This is a genomic window from Acidovorax sp. Root217 (assembly GCF_001428645.1).
Taxonomy (GTDB): domain Bacteria; phylum Pseudomonadota; class Gammaproteobacteria; order Burkholderiales; family Burkholderiaceae_C; genus Acidovorax.
The window spans coordinates 84,857-110,579 of record NZ_LMIH01000028.1 but is presented as its reverse complement, the minus strand read 5'-3'; the positions used below and the strand labels follow the sequence as shown (position 1 = coordinate 110,579).

The 25,723-nt window shown below is 68.0% G+C and carries 29 protein-coding genes; 14 read left to right on the top strand and 15 right to left on the bottom strand.

Annotated elements, in window-relative coordinates; genetic code table 11:
- Nucleotides 1–94: 94 nt before the first annotated feature.
- From ASE31_RS24550 to ASE31_RS24530, 5 genes are read left to right on the top strand one after another with little or no spacing between them, the layout of a single operon-like run.
- A complete protein-coding gene (locus ASE31_RS24550; protein ID WP_057204572.1) occupies nt 95–1,369 on the top strand; it encodes a CaiB/BaiF CoA-transferase family protein in 1,275 nt (424 codons plus the stop codon).
- Between the two features lie 11 nt (nt 1,370–1,380).
- Nucleotides 1,381–2,574, top strand: coding sequence for a thiolase family protein (locus ASE31_RS24545; protein WP_057204570.1), 1,194 nt, complete (start codon nt 1,381–1,383; stop codon nt 2,572–2,574).
- Nucleotides 2,571–3,026: a Zn-ribbon domain-containing OB-fold protein gene (locus tag ASE31_RS24540; protein ID WP_057204568.1), complete on the top strand. Its 456-nt coding sequence runs from the start codon at nt 2,571–2,573 to the stop codon at nt 3,024–3,026. Before ASE31_RS24545 ends, ASE31_RS24540 begins: the two co-directional genes overlap by 4 nt.
- Before the next feature lie 46 nt (nt 3,027–3,072).
- Nucleotides 3,073–3,549, top strand: a complete 477-nt coding sequence (locus tag ASE31_RS24535) for a MaoC/PaaZ C-terminal domain-containing protein (RefSeq protein ID WP_057204566.1) — start codon at nt 3,073–3,075, stop codon at nt 3,547–3,549.
- A gap of 40 nt (nt 3,550–3,589) precedes the next feature.
- On the top strand, nt 3,590–4,747 hold the full coding sequence (locus ASE31_RS24530; RefSeq protein ID WP_057204564.1) for an acyl-CoA dehydrogenase family protein: 1,158 nt from the start codon (nt 3,590–3,592) through the stop codon (nt 4,745–4,747).
- A 96-nt stretch (nt 4,748–4,843) separates the two neighbouring features.
- Here the strand turns inward: ASE31_RS24530 and ASE31_RS24525 are convergent, their stop codons facing one another.
- The 3 genes from ASE31_RS24525 to ASE31_RS24515 form a co-directional block, all read right to left on the bottom strand.
- Nucleotides 4,844–5,179 carry an NIPSNAP family protein gene (locus ASE31_RS24525; protein WP_057204562.1) on the bottom strand — a complete coding sequence of 112 codons (336 nt, stop codon included), beginning with the start codon at nt 5,177–5,179 and terminating at the stop codon, nt 4,844–4,846.
- Complete coding sequence (locus ASE31_RS24520) at nt 5,176–6,933, bottom strand: FAD-dependent oxidoreductase (RefSeq protein ID WP_057204560.1); 1,758 nt, start codon at nt 6,931–6,933, stop codon at nt 5,176–5,178. The genes ASE31_RS24525 and ASE31_RS24520 overlap by 4 nt, the downstream gene beginning before the upstream one ends.
- An 83-nt stretch (nt 6,934–7,016) precedes the next feature.
- Entirely contained in the window at nt 7,017–7,985 is a 969-nt protein-coding gene (locus ASE31_RS24515) for a tripartite tricarboxylate transporter substrate binding protein (RefSeq protein ID WP_057204558.1), read from the bottom strand.
- Nucleotides 7,986–8,116: 131 nt separating this feature from the next.
- Here ASE31_RS24515 and ASE31_RS24510 point away from each other — a divergent pair, with 131 nt between their 5' ends.
- Genes ASE31_RS24510 through ASE31_RS24500 form a run of 3 tightly spaced genes read left to right on the top strand, consistent with a single transcriptional unit; the run spans nt 8,117 to nt 11,023 of the window.
- The gene (locus tag ASE31_RS24510; protein WP_157412646.1) at nt 8,117–9,580 is read left to right on the top strand and encodes a hypothetical protein; all 1,464 of its coding nucleotides are present in this window, start codon (nt 8,117–8,119) and stop codon (nt 9,578–9,580) included.
- An 8-nt stretch (nt 9,581–9,588) separates the two neighbouring features.
- The gene (locus ASE31_RS24505; protein WP_057204555.1) at nt 9,589–10,713 is read left to right on the top strand and encodes a CaiB/BaiF CoA-transferase family protein; all 1,125 of its coding nucleotides are present in this window, start codon (nt 9,589–9,591) and stop codon (nt 10,711–10,713) included.
- 13 nt (nt 10,714–10,726) lie between these two features.
- A complete protein-coding gene (locus ASE31_RS24500) occupies nt 10,727–11,023 on the top strand; it encodes a hypothetical protein (protein ID WP_057204554.1) in 297 nt (98 codons plus the stop codon).
- 24 nt (nt 11,024–11,047) lie between these two features.
- On the opposite strand, the gene ASE31_RS31915 is transcribed toward ASE31_RS24500, so the two are convergent.
- From ASE31_RS31915 to ASE31_RS24490, 3 genes are all read right to left on the bottom strand, one after another.
- A complete protein-coding gene (locus ASE31_RS31915; protein ID WP_157412645.1) occupies nt 11,048–11,215 on the bottom strand; it encodes a hypothetical protein in 168 nt (55 codons plus the stop codon).
- Nucleotides 11,216–11,328: 113 nt separating this feature from the next.
- Nucleotides 11,329–12,549 (bottom strand): hypothetical protein, encoded by a 1,221-nt coding sequence (locus ASE31_RS24495; protein WP_082604357.1) that lies wholly within the window; start codon nt 12,547–12,549, stop codon nt 11,329–11,331.
- Nucleotides 12,550–12,671: 122 nt separating this feature from the next.
- On the bottom strand, nt 12,672–13,730 hold the full coding sequence (locus ASE31_RS24490) for a saccharopine dehydrogenase NADP-binding domain-containing protein (protein ID WP_235514752.1): 1,059 nt from the start codon (nt 13,728–13,730) through the stop codon (nt 12,672–12,674).
- 88 nt (nt 13,731–13,818) lie between these two features.
- On the opposite strand from ASE31_RS24490, the gene ASE31_RS24485 reads away from it, so the two are divergent.
- Nucleotides 13,819–14,457 carry a TetR/AcrR family transcriptional regulator gene (locus ASE31_RS24485; RefSeq protein WP_082604350.1) on the top strand — a complete coding sequence of 213 codons (639 nt, stop codon included), beginning with the start codon at nt 13,819–13,821 and terminating at the stop codon, nt 14,455–14,457.
- A gap of 135 nt (nt 14,458–14,592) precedes the next feature.
- Nucleotides 14,593–15,888, top strand: coding sequence for an HD-GYP domain-containing protein (locus ASE31_RS24480; RefSeq protein ID WP_057204553.1), 1,296 nt, complete (start codon nt 14,593–14,595; stop codon nt 15,886–15,888).
- Here the strand turns inward: ASE31_RS24480 and ASE31_RS24475 are convergent.
- The 3 genes from ASE31_RS24475 to ASE31_RS24465 all read right to left on the bottom strand — a co-directional run bounded on the left by ASE31_RS24475 (nt 15,848) and on the right by ASE31_RS24465 (nt 17,949).
- A complete protein-coding gene (locus ASE31_RS24475; RefSeq protein WP_157412644.1) occupies nt 15,848–16,354 on the bottom strand; it encodes a hypothetical protein in 507 nt (168 codons plus the stop codon). The two genes, ASE31_RS24480 and ASE31_RS24475, sit on opposite strands and share 41 nt — an antisense overlap.
- 16 nt (nt 16,355–16,370) lie before the next feature.
- Nucleotides 16,371–16,745 carry a rhodanese-like domain-containing protein gene (locus tag ASE31_RS24470; RefSeq protein ID WP_057204642.1) on the bottom strand — a complete coding sequence of 125 codons (375 nt, stop codon included), beginning with the start codon at nt 16,743–16,745 and terminating at the stop codon, nt 16,371–16,373.
- Between the two features lie 325 nt (nt 16,746–17,070).
- On the bottom strand, nt 17,071–17,949 hold the full coding sequence (locus tag ASE31_RS24465) for an MBL fold metallo-hydrolase (RefSeq protein WP_057204551.1): 879 nt from the start codon (nt 17,947–17,949) through the stop codon (nt 17,071–17,073).
- Between the two features lie 124 nt (nt 17,950–18,073).
- On the opposite strand from ASE31_RS24465, the gene ASE31_RS24460 reads away from it, so the two are divergent.
- From ASE31_RS24460 to ASE31_RS24445, 4 genes are read left to right on the top strand one after another with little or no spacing between them, the layout of a single operon-like run.
- Nucleotides 18,074–18,418 carry a helix-turn-helix transcriptional regulator gene (locus ASE31_RS24460; protein ID WP_057204550.1) on the top strand — a complete coding sequence of 115 codons (345 nt, stop codon included), beginning with the start codon at nt 18,074–18,076 and terminating at the stop codon, nt 18,416–18,418.
- Entirely contained in the window at nt 18,408–18,839 is a 432-nt protein-coding gene (locus ASE31_RS24455; protein ID WP_057204548.1) for a YeeE/YedE family protein, read from the top strand. The genes ASE31_RS24460 and ASE31_RS24455 overlap by 11 nt, the downstream gene beginning before the upstream one ends.
- 18 nt (nt 18,840–18,857) lie before the next feature.
- Nucleotides 18,858–19,304 (top strand): DUF6691 family protein, encoded by a 447-nt coding sequence (locus tag ASE31_RS24450; RefSeq protein ID WP_057204547.1) that lies wholly within the window; start codon nt 18,858–18,860, stop codon nt 19,302–19,304.
- Nucleotides 19,305–19,319: 15 nt separating this feature from the next.
- Nucleotides 19,320–19,970: a DUF599 domain-containing protein gene (locus ASE31_RS24445; RefSeq protein ID WP_057204545.1), complete on the top strand. Its 651-nt coding sequence runs from the start codon at nt 19,320–19,322 to the stop codon at nt 19,968–19,970.
- Between the two features lie 133 nt (nt 19,971–20,103).
- On the opposite strand, the gene ASE31_RS24440 is transcribed toward ASE31_RS24445, so the two are convergent.
- The 6 genes from ASE31_RS24440 to ASE31_RS24415 all read right to left on the bottom strand — a co-directional run bounded on the left by ASE31_RS24440 (nt 20,104) and on the right by ASE31_RS24415 (nt 25,637).
- The gene (locus tag ASE31_RS24440; protein WP_057204543.1) at nt 20,104–20,589 is read right to left on the bottom strand and encodes a DUF1801 domain-containing protein; all 486 of its coding nucleotides are present in this window, start codon (nt 20,587–20,589) and stop codon (nt 20,104–20,106) included.
- 388 nt (nt 20,590–20,977) lie between these two features.
- Complete coding sequence (locus ASE31_RS24435) at nt 20,978–21,937, bottom strand: cation diffusion facilitator family transporter (protein ID WP_057204541.1); 960 nt, start codon at nt 21,935–21,937, stop codon at nt 20,978–20,980.
- A gap of 184 nt (nt 21,938–22,121) precedes the next feature.
- Nucleotides 22,122–22,691 (bottom strand): cytochrome b, encoded by a 570-nt coding sequence (locus tag ASE31_RS24430; RefSeq protein WP_057204539.1) that lies wholly within the window; start codon nt 22,689–22,691, stop codon nt 22,122–22,124.
- Nucleotides 22,692–23,109: 418 nt separating this feature from the next.
- Nucleotides 23,110–23,388, bottom strand: a complete 279-nt coding sequence (locus ASE31_RS24425) for a putative quinol monooxygenase (RefSeq protein ID WP_057204641.1) — start codon at nt 23,386–23,388, stop codon at nt 23,110–23,112.
- A gap of 35 nt (nt 23,389–23,423) precedes the next feature.
- Nucleotides 23,424–24,452 (bottom strand): zinc-binding alcohol dehydrogenase family protein, encoded by a 1,029-nt coding sequence (locus tag ASE31_RS24420; protein WP_057204537.1) that lies wholly within the window; start codon nt 24,450–24,452, stop codon nt 23,424–23,426.
- A 54-nt stretch (nt 24,453–24,506) separates the two neighbouring features.
- Complete coding sequence (locus tag ASE31_RS24415) at nt 24,507–25,637, bottom strand: alkene reductase (protein ID WP_057204535.1); 1,131 nt, start codon at nt 25,635–25,637, stop codon at nt 24,507–24,509.
- Nucleotides 25,638–25,723: the final 86 nt, after the last annotated feature.

Here is a 25,723-nt window from a genome sequence, read left to right as displayed (position 1 = left end):
GAAGGTGGCACAGCCCGCCTGGATGGTTGTGGCCTTGCTGCCTTCGATGGATCAATAGTACAATGGTTCTACCAAAAACCATCGGAACCTTGACGTGTTTGACCAACAACGAATCGATGCCCTGCCTCTACACCAGAGCGCGCCCGCCGGCGCCCAGCCCGTGCTGGCCGGCCTGCGTGTGGTGGACTTCACCCATTTCGTCGCCGGCCCGCTGGCCACCATGACGCTGGCCGACTTCGGGGCCGACGTGGTCAAGATCGAGGCACCGGTCAAGGGTGACGACTTTCGCCACTACCCCACGGTGGACCCGGAGATCCCCGCCCAGGGCGGCCCCTACCTGTGGACCAACCGCAACAAGAAGAGCCTGGCGCTGGACATGAAGAGCGCGGCCGGCCTGGAGATCGCACGCGCCCTGATCGCCGGTGCAGACGTGCTGGTGGAGAACTTCTCCTCGGGCGTGATGGAGCGCTTCGGCCTGGACCATGCGACATGCCTCGCACTCAACCCCCGCCTCATCTACTGCTCCGTGTCGGCCTACGGACGCGAGGGCGCCTATGCCGACCGGCTCGGGTTCGACCCCATCGTGCAGGCCGAAAGCGGCTTCATCTCGATGAATGGCTACGACGACCGCCAGGGCGTGCGCACCGGCGCCGCCATCATGGACACGGCCACCGCCATGTCGGCCACCAACGCCATCCTGCTGGCACTGCTGGCGCGTGCGCGCGACGGCAAGGGCCAGCGCATCGAGGTGGCGCTGTACGACACGGCCATCCTGATGACGGGCTTTGGCGCCATGCAGCACCTGACCACCGGCTACGAGCCGCGGCGCAACGGCAACGTCAGCCCCGACACCTGCCCCTCGGGCGTGTTCATGACGGCGGACAAACCGGTCTACATCAACTGCGGCAACGACAAGATCTTCCAGCGTCTGTTCGGGCAGGTGTTCGAGCGCCCTGACATCGCGGAGGATCCGGTGTACTCGCAGCGGGCAGAGCGCCTCAAGCACCGCGAGGCGATCTTCAAGATCATGGACGAGGCCTTCGCCCGCCACCCCTGGAGCCACTGGGCGCCGCGCCTGCGCGCAGCCAGCGTGCCCCACGGCCAGGTCAAGACGCTGGGCGAGGCCCTGGCGTCCGATGAATCGCGTTCGCGCGGCCTCATCACGCGCATTCCCCACCCTGTCAAGGGCTGGGTGCCCAACATTGCCACCCCGCTGCGCCTCTCGCGCACCCCGGCCGTGGCACCGCAGGCCGCACCCGCGGTGGGCGAGCACTCCGAAGAGGTGCTGCGCGACACCCTGGGCTACGACGACGCCCGCATTGCCCGCTTGCGCACTGAGGGCGCCTTCGGCCCCTGCGCCGCTGCGTGAAAGGGGCCGCCATGAGCCGCAACGTTGCCATCATCGGCACCAGCGCCATTCCCATCGGCCGACACCAGAGCGCCGACGACGCCGAGCTCCAGATCCTGGAGCACGAGATCATGACCCGCCTGGTGGCCGAGGCCGTGCGCGATGCCGGCGTGCACAAGGAGGACATCGAGGCCCTGGTCTTCACCCTGCCGCGCCCCTACACGCGCCAGAAGTACTTCCACACCTTCCTCATGGGCCAGCTGCGCCTGGCCTGCCGCGGCAGCGTGATGGAGGTGATGGGCAACGGCATGACCGCGGCGCTGGCCTTTGACAAGGCCTGCGACGAGATCCTGCTGGGTCGCGCCAACGTGGCGCTGGCCCTGGGCATCAACATGGAGAGCGCCGTTTCCGCGTCCGAGCACATGATGAGCAGCATGCGCACCACGGGGGACGTGGATTTCCACACCTCGGCCGGTTTCACGCCCATCGCCTGGTATGCCATGGACGCCATGCGCTACATGCACGAACACGGTGCCACGCGAGAGCAGTTGGGTTCTGTGGCGGTGAAGAACCGTTACCACGCTTCGCTGAACCCGCTGGCGCAGTACCGCAAGCCGGTTTCGCTGGAGGAGGTGGTGGGCCAGCGCCCCATCGTAGAGCCGCTGGGCCTGTACGACGTACCCCCGCGCGGCGACGGCGCGGCGTGCATCGTGCTGGCCAGCGAAGATGTGGCGCGCAGCCTGGGCAAGCCCTACGCCGTGGTGCGCGGGCGCGGCTTCTGCCACGACGGCACGCACCAGATCAGCGACATGCCCAACGACATGATCGCCTTCGACTCGGCGCGCGACGCGGCGGCCACCGCCTATGCCCAGGCCGGCGTGGGCCCGGCCGACATCGACCTGGCCGAGCTGTATGCGCCCTGCACCATCGTCGAAGTGCTGGTGAGCGAGGCCCTGGGCCTGCAGCCGCGTGGCCAAGGCGCGCGCGCCGCCTTCGAGGGTGAGACCCGGCTGGGCGGGCGCATACCCATCTCCACCTCGGGCGGGCTCACCTCGCGCGGCCACCCGGCCTATGTGACCTCGCTCTACAACTACATCGAGCTGGCCGAACAGCTGCGCGGTCGCGCCGGCGAGCGCCAGGTACAGGGCGCCCGCCTGGGCCTGGCCACCGGCGAGCTGGGCAACTACAACGCCGCGCTGATCCACATCCTGGAGGCCATGCAATGAACGACCACGCAGCGACCGATGCACCCCTGCCGCGCATCGCCATGGCGGGCCCGCGTGCCTACCCGCCGCGCCGCTCCGAATTCACCCGCCACTTCTGGGACGGGCTGCGCCAGGGCACCTGGCAGACCAGTTGCTGCCAGGACTGCGGACGCCAGACCTTTCCACCCAAGCCGCTGTGCCCGCACTGCTGGTCGCCGCAGGTGGGCTGGAGCGCCCTCGCCCCGCGCGGCATGCTGTATTCGTGGACGCGCATCCACGCCGCGCCCGCCGTGTTCACGGCCGAATCGCCCTATCCCGTGGGCATCGTCGACCTGGCCAGCCAGATCCGTGTGGCCTGCCGGCTGGTGGACATGCCGGGCCTGGACTTCACGCCCGGCATGCCCATGGAGATGGTGGTGCTGGACTACGAGGACGGCCCGCTGTTCGCCGCCCGGCCCACGCCATCCCCCTGAACCGCATTTTTCGCCAACAACTACCGCCACAAGGAGGCAACACACCATGCGAGGCCAATGCATTGAAGAATTCGCAGCCGGCGACGTGATCGAAAGCCGCGCCCGCACCGTCACCGAGACCGACGTCGTCACGTTTTCCTGGGTATCGGGCGACGTGAACCCCATGCACACCGATGCCGTGCACAGCGCCAAGTCCCCCGTGGGCCAGCGCATCGCACACGGGGCGCTGGGCCTGTCCATCGCCACAGGGCTGAGCGCCGGCCTGGGCTACCTGGAAGGCTCGGCCGTGGCGGCACTGGGCATCGACGAGTGGAAGTTCCTCAAGCCCATCCTCTTCAACGACACCGTGCACCTGCGCGCCACCGTTGTGTCGGCGCGCCCCACCTCCAAGCCCGATCGGGGAGTGCTGGTGCGGCGCATGGAGCTCATCAATCAGCACGGCGAGGTGGTGCAAAGCGGCCTCATGACAACCATGGTGCTCACCCGTGCCGGCCGCGACGCAGTGCGCGCCACCCAGCACTGATCCCGCCCTCTATTTCTTCCATTTCAAGGAATCCCTTTCCATGTCCGCACCCCTGATCAACACCAACGGCCTGAGCGAAGAGCAGCGCATGATGCGCGAAGGCGTCCTGGACCTGCTTGCCAGGCACCTGCCCTGGGAGCGCATCCGCAAGATGGACGAGACGCGCGAGTTTCCCCACGAGGCCTACAACGCGCTGGCCGAAGCCGGCTACATCGGCCTGTTCTACCCCGAGGAGCTTGGCGGCATGGGTGGCAGCTTCAAGGACATCGCCGTGCTGCTGGAAACCATGGGCTACTACTACACCGGCATCGCCCAGGCCATCACTACCACCGCCATCTATGCGGGCATGCACGTGGCCAAGTTCGGCACGCCCGAGATGAAAAAGGAGATCGTACCCAAGATCATCTCCGGCGAGGTCAAGCTCGCACTGGCCATGTCGGAGCCCGGCACGGGCTCGGACGTGGCGGGCATCAAGACCTCGGCCGTGCGCGAGGGTGACGAGTATGTGATCAACGGCAGCAAGGTATGGATCACCTGCGCCCACGTGGCCGACTACCTGGTGGCCATCGTCAAGACGGACACGCAGGCCCGCCACAACGGCATCAGCACCATCCTCGTGCCTACCAATGCCAAGGGCGTGGAGGTGCGGCCCCTGTCCATGCTGGGGCGGCGCACGTCGCATGCCAACGAGGTCTTCTTCGACAACGTGCGCGTGCCGGCGTCCAACCTGTTCGGCGGCGAGGGCCAGGCCTGGAAGAACATCATGAAGGCGCTGGGCCTGGAGCGCCTGGGCCTGGCCGCCATCTCGGCCGGCCATTGCTTCAAGATCACCGAGTATGCGCGCGACTACGCCAAGGAGCGCATCCAGTTCGGCAAGCCGATCTCGGAGTTCCAGGTCATCCAGCACAAGCTGGCCGACATGCTGATCATGGCCGAGACGGCGCGCCAGTCCATCTACCGCGTGGCGGAGCTGCTGGACGCAGGCCAGCCGGTGGTGACCGAGGCATCCATCGCCAAGATCGTCTGCACCGAGAACAACTTCAAGTGCGCCGACATGGGCATGCAGATCATGGGTGGCGCCGGCTACTCGATGGAATACGACATGCAGATGTTCTTCCGCGACTCGCGCGTGGGCCCCATCGGCGGCGGCACCAACGAGATCCAGCGCAACATCATCGCCAAGCAACTGGACCTGTGATGTGGCGAGGGCTGCCATCCGGCAGCCCTTTTCGACTGCCCCATGAAGAAGGACCGCCGCAGCGGTCCTTTGTCGTTGAGAGCGCTGCCTGTGGGATCAGGCGAGCACGGCTTTCAGCGGCACTGAGCGGATCAGCCGCGTCTCCTGCGCGGTGATCAGGTGGCCCGAGGCCGCCAGGTACGCCAGGAAGTCCGGGTGCGCGTCGCGCGCCCGGCTGCGGCGCTCGTAGTCGGCCAGGTCCTCGTAGGCCCACAGGTGCACGAACTGGTTCTGCGGCCCCACCACGCTGGTGTAGAAGCCGAGCGGGTGGCCCAGGGTCTGCAGCAGCACCGGCATGGCCAGGCGGTGGAATACGTCAAGGAACTGCGGCATCTGGCGCAGGGCGATGGTGTAGATGCGGTGGTCTACCAGGGGCAGCGCAGGCGGTGTCATGCCGGCACCGCCTCGTTCGCGGCGGCGGGCGCCGCGGCGGCAGCTCCACCACCCGTTTGGCCGGCAATGTGCAGGCCCGTCAGGTAGCCGAAGGCCATGTTCGGCCCGTGGGTGATGCCGGCGCCGGGGTAGTTGCCACCCATCATGCTGGCGCGGTCGTTGCCCACGGCGTAAAGGCCGGGTATGGCGCTGCCGTCGGGGCGCAGCACCTCGCCCGCCACGCTGGTGCGCAGGCCGTCGAAGGTGCCCAGGTCGCCCATGACGAGCTTGATGGCGTAGAACGGCCCTTCCTGCACCGGGGCCACGCAGGGGTTGGGGCGCTGGGCGGGGTCGGCCAGGTAACGGTTGAAGCTGGTGCTGCCGCGCGAGAAGGCCGGGTCCTCGCCACGCACGGCGCCGGTGTTGTACTCGCGCACGGTCTGCTCCAGCCCGGCGGCATCGATGCCGGCCCGCGCGGCCAACTCGGCCATGGTACGGCCCTGCAGCAGGTAGCCGTTGCGCAGAAAGCGGCCAATGGGCATGGGCGCGGGCTTCACGTAGCCCAGCCCGTACTTGCCCAGCGTGGCCTTGTCGCAGATGAGCCACATGGCCGTCTCGGGCAGGTCCTGGCAGGCCTGCACCATGGCCGCGCCCACGTCGTGGTACGAATTCGACTCGTTGGTGAAGCGCCGGCCATTGGAGAGCACGCCAATCACGCCGGGCTTGTAGCGGTCCAGCAGGTGGGGGAACACGCCCACCTCGCCGTTGCCGAAGTCCACGCGGGTCACGGGCATCCAGGCCGAGGGCTCCTGGAAGCGGATCTCCATGCGCGCGCCCGCGGCCTCGGCCATGTGAATGCCGTCGCCGGTGTTCGACGTGGGCGTGGGCGAGAGGTGTTCATGCCCGCGACGCAGATGGGGGTAGGCCTGCGCGGTGCGCTGCGCGTCGTGCGGAAAGCCGCCGCACGCCAGCACCACGCCGCGGCGCGCGTGCAGCGTGCGCTCGGCGTCGCCTTTCCCGCCATCCTTCACGGCCACGCCCATGACACGCCCGCCCTGCACCACCACGCGGCTGGCGGGAGTGGAGGTGAGGATGGGGATGCCCATGTCCAGCGCCGACTGGGCCAGCCGCGCGGCCAGGGCATTGCCACTGGTGACGTTGATGGCGCGGCCGTACAACGCCATCTCGCGCAGGTGGCTGGCCAGCCGCTTGGCCACATACAGAAAGGAAGTGAGCGACTTGGTAGCCTGGAAGAAGTGCTTGAGGTCAGCGTTGGAAGAGTTGAACATCATGCCCATGAAGGTGATGGTCTTGAGCGGCGGCTTCAGACGCTTCATGTCCTTGCCCAGGCCGCGGATGTCGTAGGGCGCAGCCAGAATGGAGCGGCCCACGTCCACGCCACCCGGCGCGTCGGGGTGGTAGTCGGGGTACAGGGTGGGGACGAACTTCATCTGCGTGGTGCGCTCCATGAAGTCCACCATCTCTGGCCCGTATTCGATGAACGCGCCGGCGCTGGCCTCGTCGTAGAAGCGGCCTGTCTCGTGCATCAGGTAGGTGCGCACGGCCTCGACCGAATCGCCCGCGTTCTGCTGGCGGCCGTGGTGGTTCAGCGGGATCCACAGCACCCCACCCGACAGGGCCGTGGTGCCGCCGAAGACGGGCTCCTTCTCCAGCACCACCACGTTCAGGCCGCGGCTTTTGGCGGTGATGGCGCAGGTCAGGCCGGCGGCGCCGGAGCCCACCACGATCAGGTCATATTCGGTGTCCATGCTCATTGCAATGTCTCGTTCTCGGTAAAAAAGCCCCGCCTGCGCTGCCGGCGGGCGGGGCGGGTCGTGGCGCCGTGCCGCGCGCTCCGTCAATCGGCCTTGATGCTGTACTTCTCGATCACATCGCGCCACTGTGCGGTCTCGCGGGCCATGATGGCGCCGAACTCTGCGGGGGTGGAGGTCTGCGGCACGGCGCCCGTGGGCAGCAAACGGGTGCGCAGCTCACCATCGGCCATGACCTTGCGCACGGCGGCGTTGATCTTGTTGACCACACCGTCGGGCGTGCCGGCCGGCGCCAGCAGGCCGAACCACACTTCCGACACGAAGCCGGGCACGGTCTGACCGATAGGTACGGCCCCGGGCACCACCGGAGATGGCGCGGCACTGCCTACGCCCAGCAAGGTCAGGTTGCCCTGCGCCACTTGGCCGAGCATGGCCGCGGAGGGGGTGGTCAGCAGCATCTGCACCTCGCCCGAGCGCGCCGCCATGGTGGTGGCGGCCTCGCCCTTGTAGGGGATGTGCGTGACCTTGAGGCCGGCCATGGAGGCCAGCCGTGCCGAGGCCAGGTGGCCGTACGACGCGGTTCCGGCCGATGCGTACATCAGCGGGTCGGACTGCTTCTTGGCGTGCGCGATGAATTCGGCCAGGTTGGCCGCCGGCACGCTCTTGTTGCTGACCAGCACCATGGGTACGCTGGTCACCGTGGTCACGGGCTTGAAGTCCTTGATCGGATCGGAATCGGCCTTGGCGTTGAGCAGCGGCGCGATCACCACGCCGTTGTTGGGGTACAGCAGGGTATAGCCGTCGGCCGCCGACTTGGCCACGTACTGCGCGGCGATGACGCCCGAGGCGCCGGGTTTGTTCTCCACGATGATGGGCTGGCCCAGTTCTTTGCCTAACTGCACTTGGATCATGCGCACCTGCGCGTCGCTGGTGCCCCCCGCGGGGTATGGCACGACGATGGTGATCGGCCGTGAGGGGAATTTGTCCTGGGCATATGCAGCGCTTGCGGCCAGGGCGGCAAGGCTGAGCAGGACGACGCGCTTGGTTCGGTTCATTCGAGGTCTCCAGAGGTTGTGTCGGCTTCTAAGGCTCTAAGGCCACGCATGCAGGCGTGGCGCCAATCTTCATTGTCGCCCCAAAAATGTCAAGGGTTCAATGGTTGGTCCAATGATTGTATAGTCAGTGCATGGAATCTGACAAACGGCTTTACAAAGACTCGGCGGGCCTGGCCGTCGGCGCGACCGCAGCAATCCCGATGGGCGCGGGCCTGGGTGCGTGGCTGCTGCCATTGCTGATGCTGGCCATCCCCGTGCTGGCACTCGTGGATTCGGCGCAGCGCACGCCGGGCTGGCCGCTGGCGGGGCTGGCCGCGGCCAGTGCGCTGTTTCTGGTGCTGGAGGGGCGGCATGCGAGCGCAGCCGTGCGCCGCACCTCGCTGGTGCTCGTGGCCATCACGCTGTGCCTGCTGCCCTGGATCGACGCGCCACTGCAGGCGCTGCAGCGCGGGGTGCGCATCGGCGGGCTGATCGCCTCGCTGCTGGTCACGGTGAACCTGCTGTCGCGCGTAGCGCTGCGCATGCCGCGGGTACGCGCCGTGGTAGGCGGGCTGTACCGGCTGCCCGCGCAGCGCCGCTACCTGGGGCTGACGGTGGCCAGCCAGTTCTTCGGCGGGCTACTGGGCCTGGCCGGCATTGCGATGATGATGGAGATGGCAGCGCGCGAGGCAGACCTCACCGGCCCCGAAAAGCTCTCGGCTTTCTCGGCCATCGCGCGCGGCTATGCGGCCGTGAGCCTGTGGAGCCCCATCTACAGCAACATGGGCATTGCGCTCGCCTTGTATGGGGGGCTCGACTGGGTGGGCGTGCTGCCCTATGTGCTGGCGGTGTCGGCGCTACTGATCTGCCTGGGCCTGCTGGTGGAGCGTTGCAGCCGCGAGGCCGGCGTGCCAAAACCGTCGAATAGCCAGCCCGCGCTGCACGAAACCGCCCTGCTGCGCCTGGCGCTGCCGGTGCTCGCCGCCATGCTGTGTTTTCTGGGATTCATGGTGGCGGCAAGCCGGTGGCTGGCGCTGCCCATCTCGTCGGTCATCATCGCCAGCACACCCGTTGCGGCCTGGCTGCTGAGCGTGGTACTGGCCGCGCCGGGCCGCCGGCGGTTGGCGCAGGGCACGCACATGCTGGGGGCGGACTTCCTGGGCTTTCGCACCATGGTGGGCGAGGTGATGATGTTCTTCGCCTCGGGATGCGCAGGCACGGTGATCGCAAGCGCCATCCCGCCGGCATGGACAGGAGCCGTGGGCCAGTGGGTGGCGGGCGCGCCGGTGCTGGGCTGCCTGTTCGTCTCGGGCGCCATCGTGCTGCTGTCGGCCACGGCCATCCACCCCATGCTCAGCGCGGTGCTGGTGGGATCGAGCTTCTCTCCCCTGCTGCTGGGCCTGCCCGTGGTGGCGCACCTGTGCGCGGTGCTCACCGGCTGGGGGCTGGCCATCATCGTCACGCCCTTCTCGGTGCTCAGCCTCATGGCCTGCCGGCACTCGGGCATTCCCATCCTCACCATCAGCCTGCGGGCGAACCTGTTGTTCGTGCTGCTCGCTATCACCGTGTCGGCCCTGCTGCTGGGCAGCATGGCCAGCTCTCTTCTCCATCCCTGACCACTGCCATGAGCCATCTGCCGTCCCCCTCCTTCTCTTCATCTGCATCCGGCCCGCTGCGCGGCGTGCGCGTCGTTGAATTCGCGGGCCTGGGGCCGGCGCCCTTCGCCTGCATGCTACTGTCCGACATGGGGGCCGAGGTGGTGCGCATAGACCGCCCCGGCTCCCTGCCCACCGACCCGCACGACATCACCGGGCGCGGCCGCCGCACCGTGCTGCTGGACCTTAAAGACCCGGCCTCCATCGACCAGGTGCTGGACCTCCTGGCGCATGCCGAAGTGCTGGTGGAAGGCTTTCGGCCCGGCGTGATGGAACGCCTGGGCCTTGGCCCCGAGGCCGTGGCCCGGCGCAACCCGCGCCTGGTGTATGGCCGCATGACCGGTTGGGGCCAGCACGGCCCGCTGGCCCAGGCCGCGGGGCACGACATCAACTACATCGCCATCACCGGCGCGCTGGCCGCCATCGGCGCGCCCGGCGGCGCGCCGGTGCCCCCGCTCAACCTGGTGGGCGACTACGGCGGCGGCAGCCTGTACCTGGTGGCGGGCCTGCTCGCCGCGCTGCTGGAGGCGCGCGCCAGCGGCCAGGGCCAGGTGGTGGACGCCGCCATCTGCGACGGCGCTCTCTCGCTGATGAGCAACAACCAGTCGCACCGGCTGCGCGGCCTGTACCGCGAACAGCGCGGCAGCAACATGCTCGATGGCGGCGCGCCGTACTACACCACTTACGAAACCGCGGACGGGCAGTACGTGAGCATCGGCCCCATCGAGCCCAAGTTCTTCGCCCTGCTGTGCCAGTTGATCGGCCTGCCCGAGGCGCTGTGGAACGCCCAGCACGACCGCGCCCGCTGGCATGCCCTGCGCGATGCCATGGCCGCCGTGTTCCGCACGCGCAGCCGCGCGCAGTGGTGCGAGTTGCTCGAAGGCACCGACGTGTGCTTCGCCCCCGTGCTCACGCTGGCCGAGGCGGCCGGCCACCCGCATCTGCAGGCGCGCCAGGCCATCGTGGAGGTGGCGGGCGTGCCCCAGCCTGCGCCCGCGCCGCGCTTCTCGCGCACGCCGTCGGCCATCCAGAGCCGGCCCGACGACGCGCTGCAGCTGAACTTCGCGCAATTGCTCGCTGGCTGGGCCCGCTGACCAAGACACACCCATGGTGAGGACGCGCTGGATCTTCCCGCCCCCGTGGACCGACCGCCGCCGCGCCGAGCAGGCCGCCATGCCCCTGGCCTGGGATGCAGAGCACCTGATCGGTCTGGCGCGCGAGAGCATGGTGCGGGGGCACTACCGCGTGGCCATGCAGCGCACGGTGATGGTGGAGGCCGGTGGCGTGGCCCTGCCACAAGACCTCAAAGACCTGGTCAACCGCCTATGGCCGGGCCTGCCGCTGCGCGAGCAGGCGCGTATCCATTCGCTGGCGCTGGCGTGGGCGCATTTCGTGCGGCGCTGAGCGCCTGCCGCCGCGCACCTGTCCTCAGCGCTGCCCGCGCCCGTCCGCGCGCCAGTACCAGAACAGGGGCACCTCGCGTGAGCCCGGCGCCAGGCTCCGGTACAGGTGTGCGTCGAGCTCCCTGAACACGAACCCGCAGGCCGAGCACAAGCGGCAGGCCGCCACGTTGTTGTTCTGCGCCTCCAACAACATGCCCGCCAGTTGCTGCGCACGCGACCCCGGCGATGGCGTGCCTCACTCGCCGCCATCGCTTGTCGTTCAGGGGCATATGGGCGGCAAGAGGCCTGCTGCCGCCCTGCCCCGGTTCAGCGCCCCAGCTTCGCCCGGATCCGGTCCAGCCCCTTGCGGGCCAGCTCACCCGTGCGCTGCGCCCCTTGCTGGACTTGCTCTGCTGTGGGCAACGCCTCCTGCGCTGCGCGGGTGGCGCTGCGAAGGGTATCGGCCGCCTGACCCGTCAGCTCGCCGCCGCGCTTCTTCAATTCGTCCACCCGCTCGGCGGTAGGCATTTGGTCCCGGGTCCAGCTGGCGGCCTTGCCCACGGCGCCCGCAATCTGTCCGGGCAGTTCGGTACCACGCATTCTGAGTTCCTCCATCTGCTGCACGGTGGGCAGCTGTTCCTTGGTCCATGTGGCCGCCTTGCCGGCCGCACCGGCCACCTGGCCGCCATAGTGGCCCGCATGCGCCCGGGCGCGGGTCCAGACCTTGACCACTTCGCCGGGCGGCGGGGTCTGCAGGGTCTGCTGCACCTGGGCCAGCAATTGCTGCTCGGGCTCGGCCAGCGCTGCCCCGCCGGCCTGTAGCATCTGCGCCAGAAAGCTCCCCATCTCGGCCGCAATGACCTGGTGGTTGCAGTCCGGGTTGGCATGCAGAAAGGCGGCCAGTTCGCGCGCCAGCTCTTGGGGCGGGGCATCGGCCAGGCCGGGCTCGATGGCGGCCATGGCCTGTGCGACAAAACGATCATCCAGCCCCCACTCGTCCACCAGGTGCGCGGCCAGGAAGGCGTGACGCGGCGGTGGCACCACGCCATCGGCCCCTGCCGCCAGCCGCAGCGACAGCGACAGCGGCGCGATCAGGTCGAACAGCGCCAGCCCCAGCGTGTCCAGTGGCGTGTTGAGGCAGCGGGGAATCTCGATGACCCGGCTGCCCTTGGAGTGGCCCAGCCAGCGGTACATGCCATAGCAGGCACCACCCGAGGCCAGCGCAGCAAAGGCCACCCAGCCCACGGGCGTGGCAGCTGCGCCCACGCCCAGCGCCCCCATCAGGCCCGAGGGCGCAAAGAACGCCGACGCCACCAAGCTGGACTTGGCGACAGCCGCTCCGGCGCCGGCTGCGCCCAGCACGTCCCAGAGCTCGCGGCCCCGGTTCACCATGCGCAACGAGGCATAGGCGTTCTCGCCGATGGCCAGCTTGGCCTTGAAGCGCAGCGGCTCGGCCACGACGCGTTCGACACCGTCCAGGCCGGTCATGGCCTGTTGTTGCTCTTGCTGCAGCAGCAGCGAAGCGTTGGGTTCTTCAGCCTTGGCCATCTCGCTCACACTGCAACTCCCTTGGTTGGTGGATGGGTCATTGCCTTGGATGATCGCATGGGGGCTGGCAAAAACCCAATCCAGTTTCCATGACAAGCCGCAGGGGCATGGCCCCTGCACCCTCACCCGCCAAAGTCGAACTGCAGGTACCTGGGCGCCAGTGCCTGCAAAAACGAGCGCGCATCGCCCAGTTGCCCCGCTGACAAGGCCCCGGTGAGCCCTCCGCGCGCAGCCAGAATGCGCCCCACCGCCTGCGCGGCCAGGGGGCCGGTGATGGCGTAGATGTCCTGCCCGCTGGCGCTGGCGCGGCGCTCTTCACCGCCCCGGCGCACCACCACCTCGACCAGGAAGCGCTGGGCCGATCTGCCTGAGGCATCCACTGCCACGGGCGCGGGCGTATCGGCAGCGCGCAGCTCGGTGAGCGGGGTCTCGTTCATCCACGCGGGCACGTCGGGCACGCGGATGTGGTGGGCGATGGTCACGGCATCGGCGCTGGAAAAGCCCACCACGGCCTGCTCGCCAAACGGCGCGGCAAACGCCCAGGTCTTGCGCGGGGCCACGGTGGGCGGCGCCTGGAACTGGCCGTTGGCATACACCACGTGGCGGCCGGCGTTGCGCACACCGGTCTTGCGCGTGCCCTCGGTGGGGTGCCAGCTGTCCAGGGCGATATGCAGCTCGATGGCATCCGCCCCGGGCCAGTCGCCGATGACGCTGGTGGCCAGCAGGTCGCCCACGGCCCCGTAGAAGGCCACGGCCGGCGCGGCGCACAGGCCGGCGGCGGTGAAGCGCTCGCTCCACTGCCCGAAGACCTCGCGCGCCGTGGGCTGCTCGGCCGACACGTCCACATAGTGCACACCTGCCTGCAGTGCGGCCTGCAGCAGCTGAGGCGCGCTGTCGGCAAAGGGGCCGGCGCAGTTCACGACCAGCGCACTTTCGGCCAGCAGAGCCGTGAGGGCTGCGGCATCCCCGTCGAGCCCCTGCACGCGCAACTGGTCTGCTGGTGCGTCGGGAAAGGCGGCCTGCAGCTTGCCGAGATCGCGCCCGGCCAGCAGCACAGCGTGGCCCTGTTCGCGCATGGCCTGCACCACGAAGCGCCCGGTGTGCCCAGCAGCTCCGTAGACCAGCACGTGGCGCAGTGCAGTGGAAGAAGAAGACGAAGCGGTGGAGGTGTTTTCGATCACGATACAGACCTGTACGTTCTATTGAAGGTGGCGCGATGCTACATACAGGTCTGTATTGTGTCAACCCGGGATATGGGACAATGCCGGCATGAGCCCTACCGCCGCCCGCAAGACCACCAGCGCAGCCCATTCAGACCCGGGGGCGCTCACCACCGCGAACATGCCGCCCATGGGAGACGTACAGCAGCGCATTCTCGACACGGCCTGCCAGCTGTTCTATGCCGAGGGCGTGCGCGCCGTGGGGATCGACCTGGTCATCGAACGCGCGCAGATCGCCAAGACCAGCCTGTACCGCTACTACCGCACCAAGGACGACCTGGTCGCCGCCTTTCTGGAGCGCGAAGACCGGGAGTTCTGGCAGCAGTGGGACGGAGCCGTTGCACCGCACGCACCCGATGCCGCCGCCGAGCTCGACGCCCTGCTCGCCTGGGTGGGCGAGCGCGTGGCGCGCCCCGGTTACCGCGGCTGCCCGCAGCTCAACGTGGCGGCGGAGTTTGCCGACCCGGCCCACCCGGCCCGCGCCATATCGGCCGCGCACCGGCTGGAGCAGCGCAAACGCCTGGCTGCGCTGTGCAAGCGCATGGGGCTGAAAAAGCCCGAGGTCACGGCATCACAGCTCTCGCTGCTGATCGACGGGGCCTTCAGCAGTGGCTCGTTGCTGCTGGGCGACAGCGCGGGCAAGGTGCTGCGCGCTGCGGGGCGCGCGCTGGTCGAAGCGGCGGGCTGAGGGCCCTGCCCTGCGAACCTACTGCCCGAAACCACCGCAAGGGAGTTTTTGCCACAGTGGCAATCACCCGCTTGTTACCAGCCCGACGATGGACAAGAATGGACCAGGCACTTGGCCGCCACAGGACACTCCCCCATGCTCAAGCGCATCAGTATCCAGCACCTTACCTTGGGTATGTATGTGCACGATTTCTGCGGCTCCTGGATGGACCACCCGTTCTGGCGGGCCAAGTTCGTCTTGAAGGAGCCCAAGGACCTGGCGCGCATCAAGGCCGCGTCCATCGAAGAGGTCTGGATCGACACGTCCAAGGGGTTGGACGTGGCGGCCGGTGTGCGCTCCGTCTCGCGCGAGGAGGCGGATTTTCAGGTGGAGACCGATTTCGGCATGCTCGACAAGCTGCCGCCCCTGCAGGTCGACCCGCCGTCTCCACCTTCACCGCCCCCGGCACCCCGGCGCGCAAGTGGCCGGGCTGCCGCCAGCATGCACAGCGAGTTGCAGGCGGCCGCATCGATCTGCGGAGAAGCCAGGCAGGCCATGGTCTCGATGTTCAGCGAGGCGCGCATGGGCAAGGCGGTCAATTCGGAGAACGCCCGCAGCCTGGTCGAAGAGATCTCGGACTCGGTCACCCGCAACCCGGGCGCGCTGATCAGCCTGGCCCGCCTGAAGACGGCAGACGACTACACCTACATGCATTCGGTGGCGGTGTGTGCGCTGATGGTGGCGCTGGCCAAGCAGATCAACCTCAATGAAGAGCACACGCGCGTGGCCGGCATGGCGGGACTGCTGCATGACCTGGGCAAGGCGGCCATTCCGCTGGCGGTGCTCAACAAGCCGGGCAAGCTGACGGATGCGGAGTTTGCCGTGGTGCAGAGCCACCCCGTGCAGGGCTACCTGATGCTGCAGGAGGGCGGCAGTGTGGAGGCTGCGGTGCTCGATGCCTGCCGCCACCACCATGAAAAGATGGATGGCTCAGGCTACCCCGACAAGCTCAAGGGCGAGCAGATCACCCTGATCGCGCGCATGACGGCCGTCTGCGATGTGTACGACGCCATCACCTCCGACCGCCCCTACAAGCGCGGCTGGGATCCGGCCGAATCGCTGCGCCGCATGGCCGAGTGGACCAAAGGGCACTTCGATCCCCGGCTGTTCCAGGCGTTTGTGAAGAGCATCGGCATCTACCCCGTGGGCTCGCTGGTGCGGCTGACCTCCGGGCGCATCGGCGTGGTGACCGAGCAGGGCCAGCAGTCGCTGACCTCGCCCAAGGTGAAGGTGTTCTTCTCGACCAAATCGGACCTGCGCATTCCACCCGTAAGCATCGATCTGGCCGAGCCAGGGTGTACCGAGAAGATCGTGGCGCGCGAAGACCCGGACCAATGGAAGTTTCCGGACCTCAACGAGCTGTGGTCTGGCTTTTCCGGGAAGGCCTGGTAATGCGGCCCATGGCCTTTGCCAGATGGCCCCGCACGAAGCGCCGCGAGGTGAACCCGATGCAGGCCCCGAAGAGGATGTGCCCCGCCAGGCTGGGCCAGATGGTGGGCCACCCCATCTGCCAGGGCGTGGCGTCTGCGAAATACAGGGGCAGCGCCAGGGAATTGACCGCCACGTAGTACAGCGCGCCGTAGGCCGCACCGGCGGCCAGCGGCCAGCGCGACGCGCGGGGGGCCCAGAGCAGCAGCACCAGCAGGGGCAGCGCGGACAGCCAGCCGATGACCAGGTGCTGCAGAAAGATCTGCCAGGGCTGGGGATCGTCGAGATAGAGCCCGGCAAACTGCGGCCCATAGTGGCCTATGCGCAGGACCAGCGCCTTGAAAAGCGGCGACAGCGGCACGATGGCCAGCGAGGCGATGGTGCCCGAGCGAATGGCCTCTTTGAGCAGCGCACGCACTCGGGCAAGCATGCACACGGCATGCACCTCAGTCGAACGAGGGCTGCTCGGGCAGCACGATGGGCAGGCCCGCCTGCACCCAGGCCTCGATGCCACCGGCGATGGATTGCACGTTCATGTAGCCCATGGACTGCAGCGAGCGCGCCGCCAGGGCAGCGCGGCCGCTGGTCTTGCAGTAGAGCACCATGCGCAGGTCGCGCCGCTCGAAAGCCGGGTTGCCGGCAAGCCGGAACTCCAGCACGCCACGGGGCATGCCCACGGCGCCCTGCAGGTGGCCGGCGGCAAACTCGTCGGCCTCGCGCACGTCGATCAGCAGGTCGGCGGCGCGGATGGCGTCTTGCGCCCAGGGCCTGCTAACACTAATTTCGGGGATCGCGTTGCACGGCCTGGGGGCTGGATGCAAGGCGCGCGTGCGCAGCAAGGTTTGCACCTTGCAAGCGCGGGCAACGCCGCAGACGGCCCCCAGGCAGGGCAACCCGAAGGGAAGGCCCTTGCCGGCGCGCCACTCGTCGTTGCGCTCCTTGCGTGTGCAAGAGCACACGCGGCGTCGCGCGCCTAGACTGGCACGCGCCAAGGGCCTTCGCGACCCCGAAATTAGTGTTAACAGGCCCTAGGATGGGCACTTCGGTGACATGGGCCTTGGCCTCGGCCACGAGCTCGTGTGCGGTTTTCATGGTGTCAAGTCTCCTGGTTGGGTTGTGGTAGGCAGGGCTGCGGAGCCTCGGCCGTCACAGCGCATTGAGCGGTATGCGCAGGTAGGCCACGCCGTTGTCGTCCTTGGGCGGCAGGTCGCCGGCGCGGATGTTGACCTGCACCGAAGGCAGGATCAGCGCCGGCATCTCCAGCGTGGCGTCGCGCAGGGTGCGCATGGTGACGAATTCGTCCTCGCCCACGCCGTCGTGCACGTGGATGTTGTGCGCGCTCTGCGCGGCCACTGTGGTCTGCCAGGCGGGCTCGCGGCCGGCGGGCGGGTAGTCGTGGCACATGAACAGGCGCGTGTCGGGCGGCAGGGCCAGCAGCCGGCGGATGGACTGGTACAGCGTGTGCGCATTGCCGCCCGGGAAGTCGCAGCGCGCCGTGCCCACGTCGGGCATGAACAGGGTGTCGCCCACGAACACGGCGTCGCCCACCTGGTAGGCCATGCAGGCCGGGGTGTGGCCCGGCACCGCCAGGGCCTGCGCCTGCAGGTTGCCGATGCGAAACGCCTCGCCATCGGCGAACAGGTGGTCGAACTGCGCACCGTCGGCATGAAAGCCCGGCTCCAGGTGGAAGATGCCCTTGAACACCTGCTGCACCTGGGTGATGGCGGCGCCAATGGCGATCTGCCCGCCCAGCACGTCGCGCAGGTGGTGCGCGGCCGTGAGGTGGTCCGCATGGGCATGGGTTTCCAGAATCCACTGCACCGAGAGACGCTGCGCGCGCACGAAGTCGACCACCTTGCCGGCCGATGCGGTGCGCGTGCGGCCGGCCTTTGGGTCGTAGTCGAGCACCGGGTCGACGATGGCGCAATGCCCGCCCGGGTGGTCGAAGACCACGTAGGTCACCGTCCAGGTGGCGGGGTCGAAGAAGGCTTGAACCTGGGGTTGTGCGGTGTCTTGCGGTTGCATGGGAGGTGTCCTTGCGCAATCAATTAAGATATTTATAGTTTATTGACAGATATTTTGTTTGTCAATAAACTATCGACCAGGACATTGATCCGCCTCACCGCAACCCGCAACCTATGGAGCACCCATGCAGGCCGAAGCCACTACTACCCCCATGGACCTGGAAAGCCTGCGCCGCTCGGCCGACAGCGCTTGCCGGCTGATGAAGGCGCTGTCCAACCCCGACCGGCTGCTGCTGCTGTGCCAGCTCACCGAGGGAGAAAAGCGCGTGGGCGAGCTGGAGGCGCTGGTGGGCATCACCCAGCCCACCCTGTCGCAGCAACTCGGTGTGCTGCGCGACGAAGGATTGGTCACCACCCGCCGCGACGGCAAGCACATCCATTACCAGATCGCCAGCCCCCAGGCGCTGGCCGTCATGCAGACCCTGTTCGAACAATTCTGTGCACCCAAGGAGGCACCCCATGCAGATTGACTGGAACCATTTCACCCCCTGGGCGGCCCTCGCAGGCGGCCTCATCCTGGGCCTGGCGGCTGCCGCCTTCGTGCTGTTGCATGGCCGCATCCTGGGCATCAGCGGCATCCTGGGCGGACTGCTGCACCCACGCAGCCAGGATGTTGCGTGGCGCGTCGCCTTCGTGCTGGGCATGCTGGCCGCCCCCCTGCTCTACCGCCTGGCGGTGGGCGCCAGCGAGGTGCGCATCGACGCCGGCTGGGGCATGGTGGTGCTTGCAGGCCTGCTGGTGGGCGTGGGCACGCGCTATGGCTCGGGCTGCACCAGCGGCCACGGGGTGTGCGGGCTCTCGCGCCTGTCGCCGCGCTCGCTGGTGGCCACGCTGGCCTTCATGGGCGCGGGCTTTGCCACCGTCTACCTCATCCGCCACGTGCTGGCCTGATCACAGAAGGATCGATCCATGAAGCTCCAACGCATTTCCGAATTCGGCATCGGCCTGGTCTTTGGCCTGGGCCTCATCATCTCGGGCATGACCGACCCCAGCAAGGTGCTCGGCTTTCTTGACCTGGCCGGCCTGTGGGACCCCTCGCTCGCCTTTGTGATGGGTAGCGCCATCCTGGTGGGCGTGTTCGCCTTCGCCGTGGCCCGCAAACGCACCACCAGCGTGCTGGGCGGCGCCATGCAGTTGCCCACCGCGCGCCACATCGACCGGCGCCTGGTGCTGGGCAGCCTGCTGTTCGGTGCCGGCTGGGGCATCGCGGGCTTTTGCCCCGGGCCGGCCATCGTGTCGCTGGGGGCAGGCGAGCCCAAGGCCGTGGTGTTCGTGCTGGCCATGCTGGCAGGCATGGGCGCCTTTGAATGGCTGGAGGGGCGCAGGCGGGCGCGCAGCGCACCCCAGGCGGCCTGAGCGGGCTTGACCGCCATGACCACCAGCCCCTGGCTTGCCGCCATCGCCACCCTGGGCATCATTGCCGCATACGAAGGCTGGCTGGCCATTGCGCAGCGGCTGGCCCCCGGGCGGCTGGCACGCACGGCCCACGCCTCGTTGCGCGAAGACTGGTTTGCCGCCATTTCGGCGCAGCCGGGCTCCGAAATCCTGGCCGTGCAGACGCTGCGCAACTCGCTGATGTCGGCCACCATGACGGCGTCCACCGCGGTGCTGGGCCTCATGGGCGCGCTGTCGCTCACCGCCCCCACGCTGCACGCCACACTGGGCGAGGCCGCCGCCGCCACTGCAGACTGGCCCCATGTCACGCCCCGGCTGGCCATGGAATTGGTACTGCTGTGCTTGTTGTTCGCGTCGCTCGTCGCATCGGTGATGGCCGTGCGCTATTACAACCATGCGGGCTTCATCGGCGGCATGCCCGTGGGCGCTCCCCAGCGCCAGCGCTGGGCCGCCGCCGGCAGCGCCTATGTGCGCAAGGCCGGCCTGCTCTACAGCTGGGGCCTGCGGCAGCTCATGCTGCTGGTGCCGGTGGTGGCCTTTTTGCTGCACCCGCTGGCGGGCGTGGCGGGGGCGCTGCTGGTGGCGGCGGCGTTGCTGCACTTCGACCGGTTTTCTGCGGGGGAGTGAGAGGCGGGTACTACGAGGGCAAGACGCGCGCTGGCCCTGGGGCGGGCTCCACCGGCCACCCATGCCATGGGCGCCACATCAAACCGACGCGGGCGCTCTTTCGCGCCGCTGCGCCCCCCAGGCTGCACCGCTCTCAGTTCTTGCCCCACCCCGGCAGCGCCGCCGCCTGCCGTATCCACGTCACCATCTGCGCCTCGTCCAGCCCACCCTCATGGAGGTTGACCCAGCGCGCATCCTCGCCCGTGCCGCCGGCCGGGGCGGGGTTCAGCGATGCGCCCTTGAAGAAGCTCACCTTGATGAACTTGGCGAACACGTGGTAGCCCAGGAACCAGCCCTGCCCCGCGATGCCGTAGAACGGCGAGTTCCAGCGCACGGCCTTGGTCACCTGGGGCACGTTGGACTCGACCAGCGCGTCGAGCCGGGCGCACAGGGTGCGCCGCCAGTCATCGGGGATTGCGGCGATATAGGCCTGCACGGGCGCATCGCCGTCGGCCTTGGCGATCTGCGGGTTGTCGCCCGACAGAAGCCCGGGTTTGGCGGCGGGCTTGGCCGGTGTGGCGGAGGGCGGCTTCTTGACGGGCGCAGTTTTTTTGGCGGGCGCTGCGGCTTTCTTGGCCACGGCAGCGGGCTTCCTGGCAGAAGCTGCCACGCTCCTGGTTGCCGCAGGTGCGGGCTTGGCCAGGGCTGCGGTCTTCTTCGTGGGGGTGGGGGCTGTCGCGGGCGCCTTGGTGGGCGCTTTTGCTTTTGGAGGTAGGGACTTCGCCGCTGCTGCTTTGCGCGCAGGCGGCTTCGTCTCTGGCTTGCTGTTGGCCATGGTGTTCACTCCCTGTGAATGGCAGGTCAGCCACCCCAATGGGTGATTGCCTGCCTATAAAAAGAGTGCGAAGGGTAACAGCCCTCGGTGAAGTTGCGCCAGCCCCCGTCTGCCTGGCGCAGCAAACGGTGATGGGTGATGGCAGGTAGCGGCAGTGGGCGCGCGGTGACGGCGCGGGTGGGCTCGCCCGGATTCAGCCCATCGGCGCAGCGGGGCCGGCATGGTCCATGTCAGGCCGGCGCCAGGGGTCCACGTGCGTCATCAGGTTGAGCACGCGGTGGCGCTGCAGTACACGCAGGCGGGCCTGTACGGCGATGTCGTGGCCCGCTTCGACGCTGATGGCGGCATCGACCTCCAGGTGGGCGTCGACCACGATCAGGTCGCCCATCTTGCGTGTCCGCAGGTCGTGCACGCCCTGCACGCCAGGCGTCTGCGCCAGTGTCTGGCGAATGGCGGCAACCTCGGTCTCGTCTGCAGATCGGTCCATCAGGTCGTGCAAGGCGTCCCAGCCAAAACTCCACCCCATACGCGACACCATGAAGCCGACGATAAGGGCTGCAATGGGGTCCAGGATAGGGTAGCCGGCCAGGTTGCCGATGATGCCCAGGCCCACCACCAGCGAAGAGGCGGCGTCCGAGCGTGCATGCCATGCATTGGCCACCAGCATGCTCGACTTGACCCGCTTGGCCACCGCCAGCATGTAGCGAAACAGCAGCTCCTTGGCCACCAGCGCACCGCCCGCCGCCCACAGTGCGACGATGTGGACCTGCGCCACGGTCTCGGGCGACTCCAGCTTGCGAAATGCGGACCACAGCATGCCAACGCCCACCGCCAGCAGCAGCCCACCCAGTACCAACGACGCTGCTGTCTCGAAGCGCTGGTGGCCGTAGGGGTGGTCTTCGTCGGCGTCTTTCCTGGCGTGGTGGCCGGCCAGCAGCACGACGAAGTCGGACACCAGATCCGACAGCGAATGGATGCCATCTGCCACCAGGCCCTGCGATTGGGACGGGATGCCGATGGACACCTGCGCCACCGTCAGGCAGATGTTGACACCCACGCTGACCCAGGTGCTGCGCGAGCCCGCTGCCGCCCGCTCGGCCGCAGTGTGCTGCGTGTCCTCGGACTCGTCAGGGAAATTGCCGCCCTGAATCATGTCACCACCGTTGGCCGAGCCCGGCGGCGGCCGGCGAGCGTACTCGCAAGAAACGGTGAGCCTGCGCACCTGACGGCATTCCGGGCGAGTAGGGGTGCGTTGGTAGCGAGGGGGATGTTCATGGGTCCTTCCTGAGGGGAACTGGCTGGCCTGCACCATGGCGATCGCGCTGCGGCAGGGGCGTTCACGGCAGCCGCGTCCCGTCCGTTCGGCCCCAGGGGAGCATGCGCCGCAAGGTGTTGTCGCGGATCAGGTAGTGATGGAAGAGCGCCGCTGCGGCATGCACCCCTATCAGCGCGTAGCCGACGGAGCCGAATGCCTCATGGATGTCCTCCGCCCAGTCGGCAAGCGACCTGTTTTCAGCCACCAGCTGCGGCAGCTGCATGCCGAAGAACGGGATGCTCTTGCCCTGGGCACTCAATGCCAGCCAGCCCAGCAAGGGCATGCCGAGCATCAACCCATACAGCGCGAAATGCGCCAGCCTGGCCAGCCGATGCTGCCAGCGGGCCGGTTCGGGCTGGATACGGGGCACGGTGCTGGTGAGGGCCACCGCCAGCCTGAGCATCACCAGCACCAGCACCGACAGGCCCAGCGTGAAGTGCCAGGTCTTCATGTCCTGGCGCAAGCCGCTGCCTTTGGGGAAGAATCCGCGCAGCTCGATGCTGGCATACACCGCCGCGATGAGCAGCAGCATCGCCCAGTGCAGCGCCATCGACAGCGCACCGTAGTGGTGTTTGGTGTTGCGCCAGTTCATGGCATACCAGGGACAGAGGTTGGATCGGTGTTCATGCGGGGGCCTTGTCGTTGAATGAAGCATCTGCCAACGCGAGGGCCTGCGTCCGTACGACGGCGCACGTCCCGTGGCCTGTGGGCCAGTACAACAGAGACCAACCCGCACGGGCTTGATCCAAGACAACATCGCCTATCGGGTCGGGGATATGCATGCGCTGGCCAGCCAGGGGCCGCGCACCCGCCCAGGCCAGCGCGCAATGGGCTGGCCTGGACAGAGATGGTGTGAACGTGTGATGCAAGCGGGCAGTGGCTACGGGAGACAGATCACTGCATGCTGCGGCCTGCGCCTTAAGGGCGTCTTATATAGACAGGTTGGCACACGGCCCTGAGGCGCTCAGGCCCGCGTGCAACGGGGGCGCCAGCACTGGCCGCGGCCGGTATCACACCACCTCGTTCAGATAGATCAGGTGCAGCGGCCGATCGAGCAGCTCATCGAAGCGCTTTGCAAACGACTGGAAGTACGGCGTGGCGATATGTTCATCCAGTGCCGCCTGGTCGGTGAACGACTCGCGCATGTAGAAGGTGCCGGGTGCATCGGCCTGCTCGAACAGGGTGTAGTCGATGCAGCCCGGTTCCGCGCGGGTCAGGGGCACCAGCGCCGTCAGGGCGGCGCGCAACTGGTCATGCTGGTCCGGCCTGGCCTGCAGAACGGCCAACATGACCAAGGGCGTGGTTGGCTTCGGTTGCGCCGCCATCATGCCCACCCTTCCAGCACCACCTTGCCGCGCGCCTTGCCCGATTCGAGCAGCGCATGCGCTTTCTTCAGGTTCTCAGCGTTGATGCTGCCAAAGCGCTCGGCCAGCGTGGTGCGCACCAGGCCGGCATCGACCAGGGCGGCCACCTCGTTGAGCAGGTGGTGCTGGCCGATCATGTCGGCGGTGCCGAACAGCGAACGGGTGAACATCAGTTCCCAGTGGATGGAGACCGACTTGCGCTTGAAGGGCATCACGTCCAGCGCCTGGGGGTCGTCGATGAGGCCGAATTTTCCTTGCGGGGCAATGGCTTCGATGATCTGCGCCAGGTGCTCGTCGGTCTGGGTCAGGCTGACGATGTAGTCCACCGTGGGGAAGCCGATGGCCTTGAGCTCCTCGGCCAGCGGCTTGCTGTGGTCGATGACGTGGTGGGCGCCCAGCTCCTTCACCCAGGCCTGGGTTTCGGGGCGCGATGCGGTGCCGATGACCGTGAGGCTGGTCAGGCGCGTGGCCAGCTGCGTCATGATGGAACCGACCCCACCCGATGCGCCGATGATCAGCAGCGTCTTGCCCTCGGGCTTCTTGCCAGGGGCGATGCCCAGACGGTCGAACAGCATTTCCCACGCGGTGATGGCCGTGAGGGGCAATGCGGCGGCCTGGGCAAAGTCGAGCGTCTTGGGCGCATGGCCCACGATGCGCTCGTCCACCAGGTGCAGCTCGGCATTCGTGCCGGGGCGGGCGATGGAGCCGGCGTACCACACGCGGTCGCCGGGCTGGAACAGCGTGACCTCGGGGCCCACGGCCTTCACGATGCCGCTGGCGTCCCAGCCCAGTACCTTGTAGTCCTGCCCTTCGACCGGGGCGCTGCGCGAGCTGCTGCCACGCACCTTGGTGTCCACTGGGTTCACGGAGACGGCCTTGACCTCCACCAGCAGGTCGTGGCCGGTGGCCACGGGTTCGGGCAGGGTGATGTCGATCAGCGCATCGGGGTGGCTGATGGGCTGGGATTGCTGGTAACCAACGGCTTTCATGGGACGGGTCCTTTCAGGGGATAGCGTAAGCAAAAAAGAAGACAGTTGAACGGGTCAGGCGATTTCCAGGTCGACGGCAGTTGCCTCGTACGCCGCGTAGTCGCTGTAGCCCGATGCATCGCCGCCGAACAGCGCCTTGGCATCGAACGCGGCCAGGGGCAGGCCACCCGCCAAGCGCCGAGGCAGGTCGGGGTTGGCGATGAAGGGCCGGCCAAACGCCACCAGGTCGGCAAAGCCATCGCTCAGCACCTGGCTGGCGCGTGCGGCGTCGTAGCCGCCGGCCACAATCACGCGGCCCTGGTAGGCTTGGCGCAGCACGGTGCGAAAGGCGTCGGGGATCTGCGGCGCATCGGCCCAGTCGGCCTCCACCAGGTGCAGGTAGGCCAGGCCCGTGGCGTCGAGCTGGCGCGCCAGGTGCAGGATGGTGGGGATGATCTCGGGGCAGTCCATGCCGCGCTGGGTGATGAAGGGCGCCAGCCGCATGCCGGTGCGCTCGGCCCCGGCCTCGCTGGCCACGGCGGTGGCCACTTCCAGCGCAAAGCGCGTGCGCCCTTCCAAGGTGGCGCCGGTGTAGGCATCGGTGCGCTGGTTCGAGGTGGTGCGCAGGAACTGGTCGATCAGGTAGCCATTGGCGCCGTGGATCTCCACGCCGTCGAAGCCGGCGCGCATGGCGTTGGCCGCCGCGCGGCGGAAGTCGCCCACCACGGCCTGGATGTCCGCAGTCGTCAGCGCACGCGGCACGGGGCTGTCGACCATGCGGCCCACGCCGTCGGCGCCCGCCACCCACACCTGGGCTTGGGGTGCAATGGCCGAGGGTGCCACGGGCAAGCCGTCGGCATGAAAGCTGGCGTGCGACATGCGGCCCACGTGCCACAGCTGCAGCACCATGCGCCCGCCCTCGGCATGCACCGCATCGGTCACGCGGCGCCAACCGTCCACCTGCGCATCGCTGTAGATGCCAGGCGTGAAGCTGTAGCCCTGACCCTGGGTCGAGATCTGCGTGGCCTCGCTCACGATCAGGCCGGCACTGGCGCGCTGGGCGTAGTACTGCGCCATCAGCGCATTGGGCACATCGCCCGGCTGGCTGCTGCGGGCGCGCGTCATGGGCGCCATCACGATGCGGCTGGGCAGCGCCAGCGGGCCCAGTTGCAGGGGGCGGAACAGGGGGGATGCAGTGGCGGTCATGGGCTTTAACTCCGGTAGCTGGTGGGGGTGAGACGGCGACAGTGCCGTTTGCATGCCGCAATGGTCTTCCTTTGCAGCCAATTGAA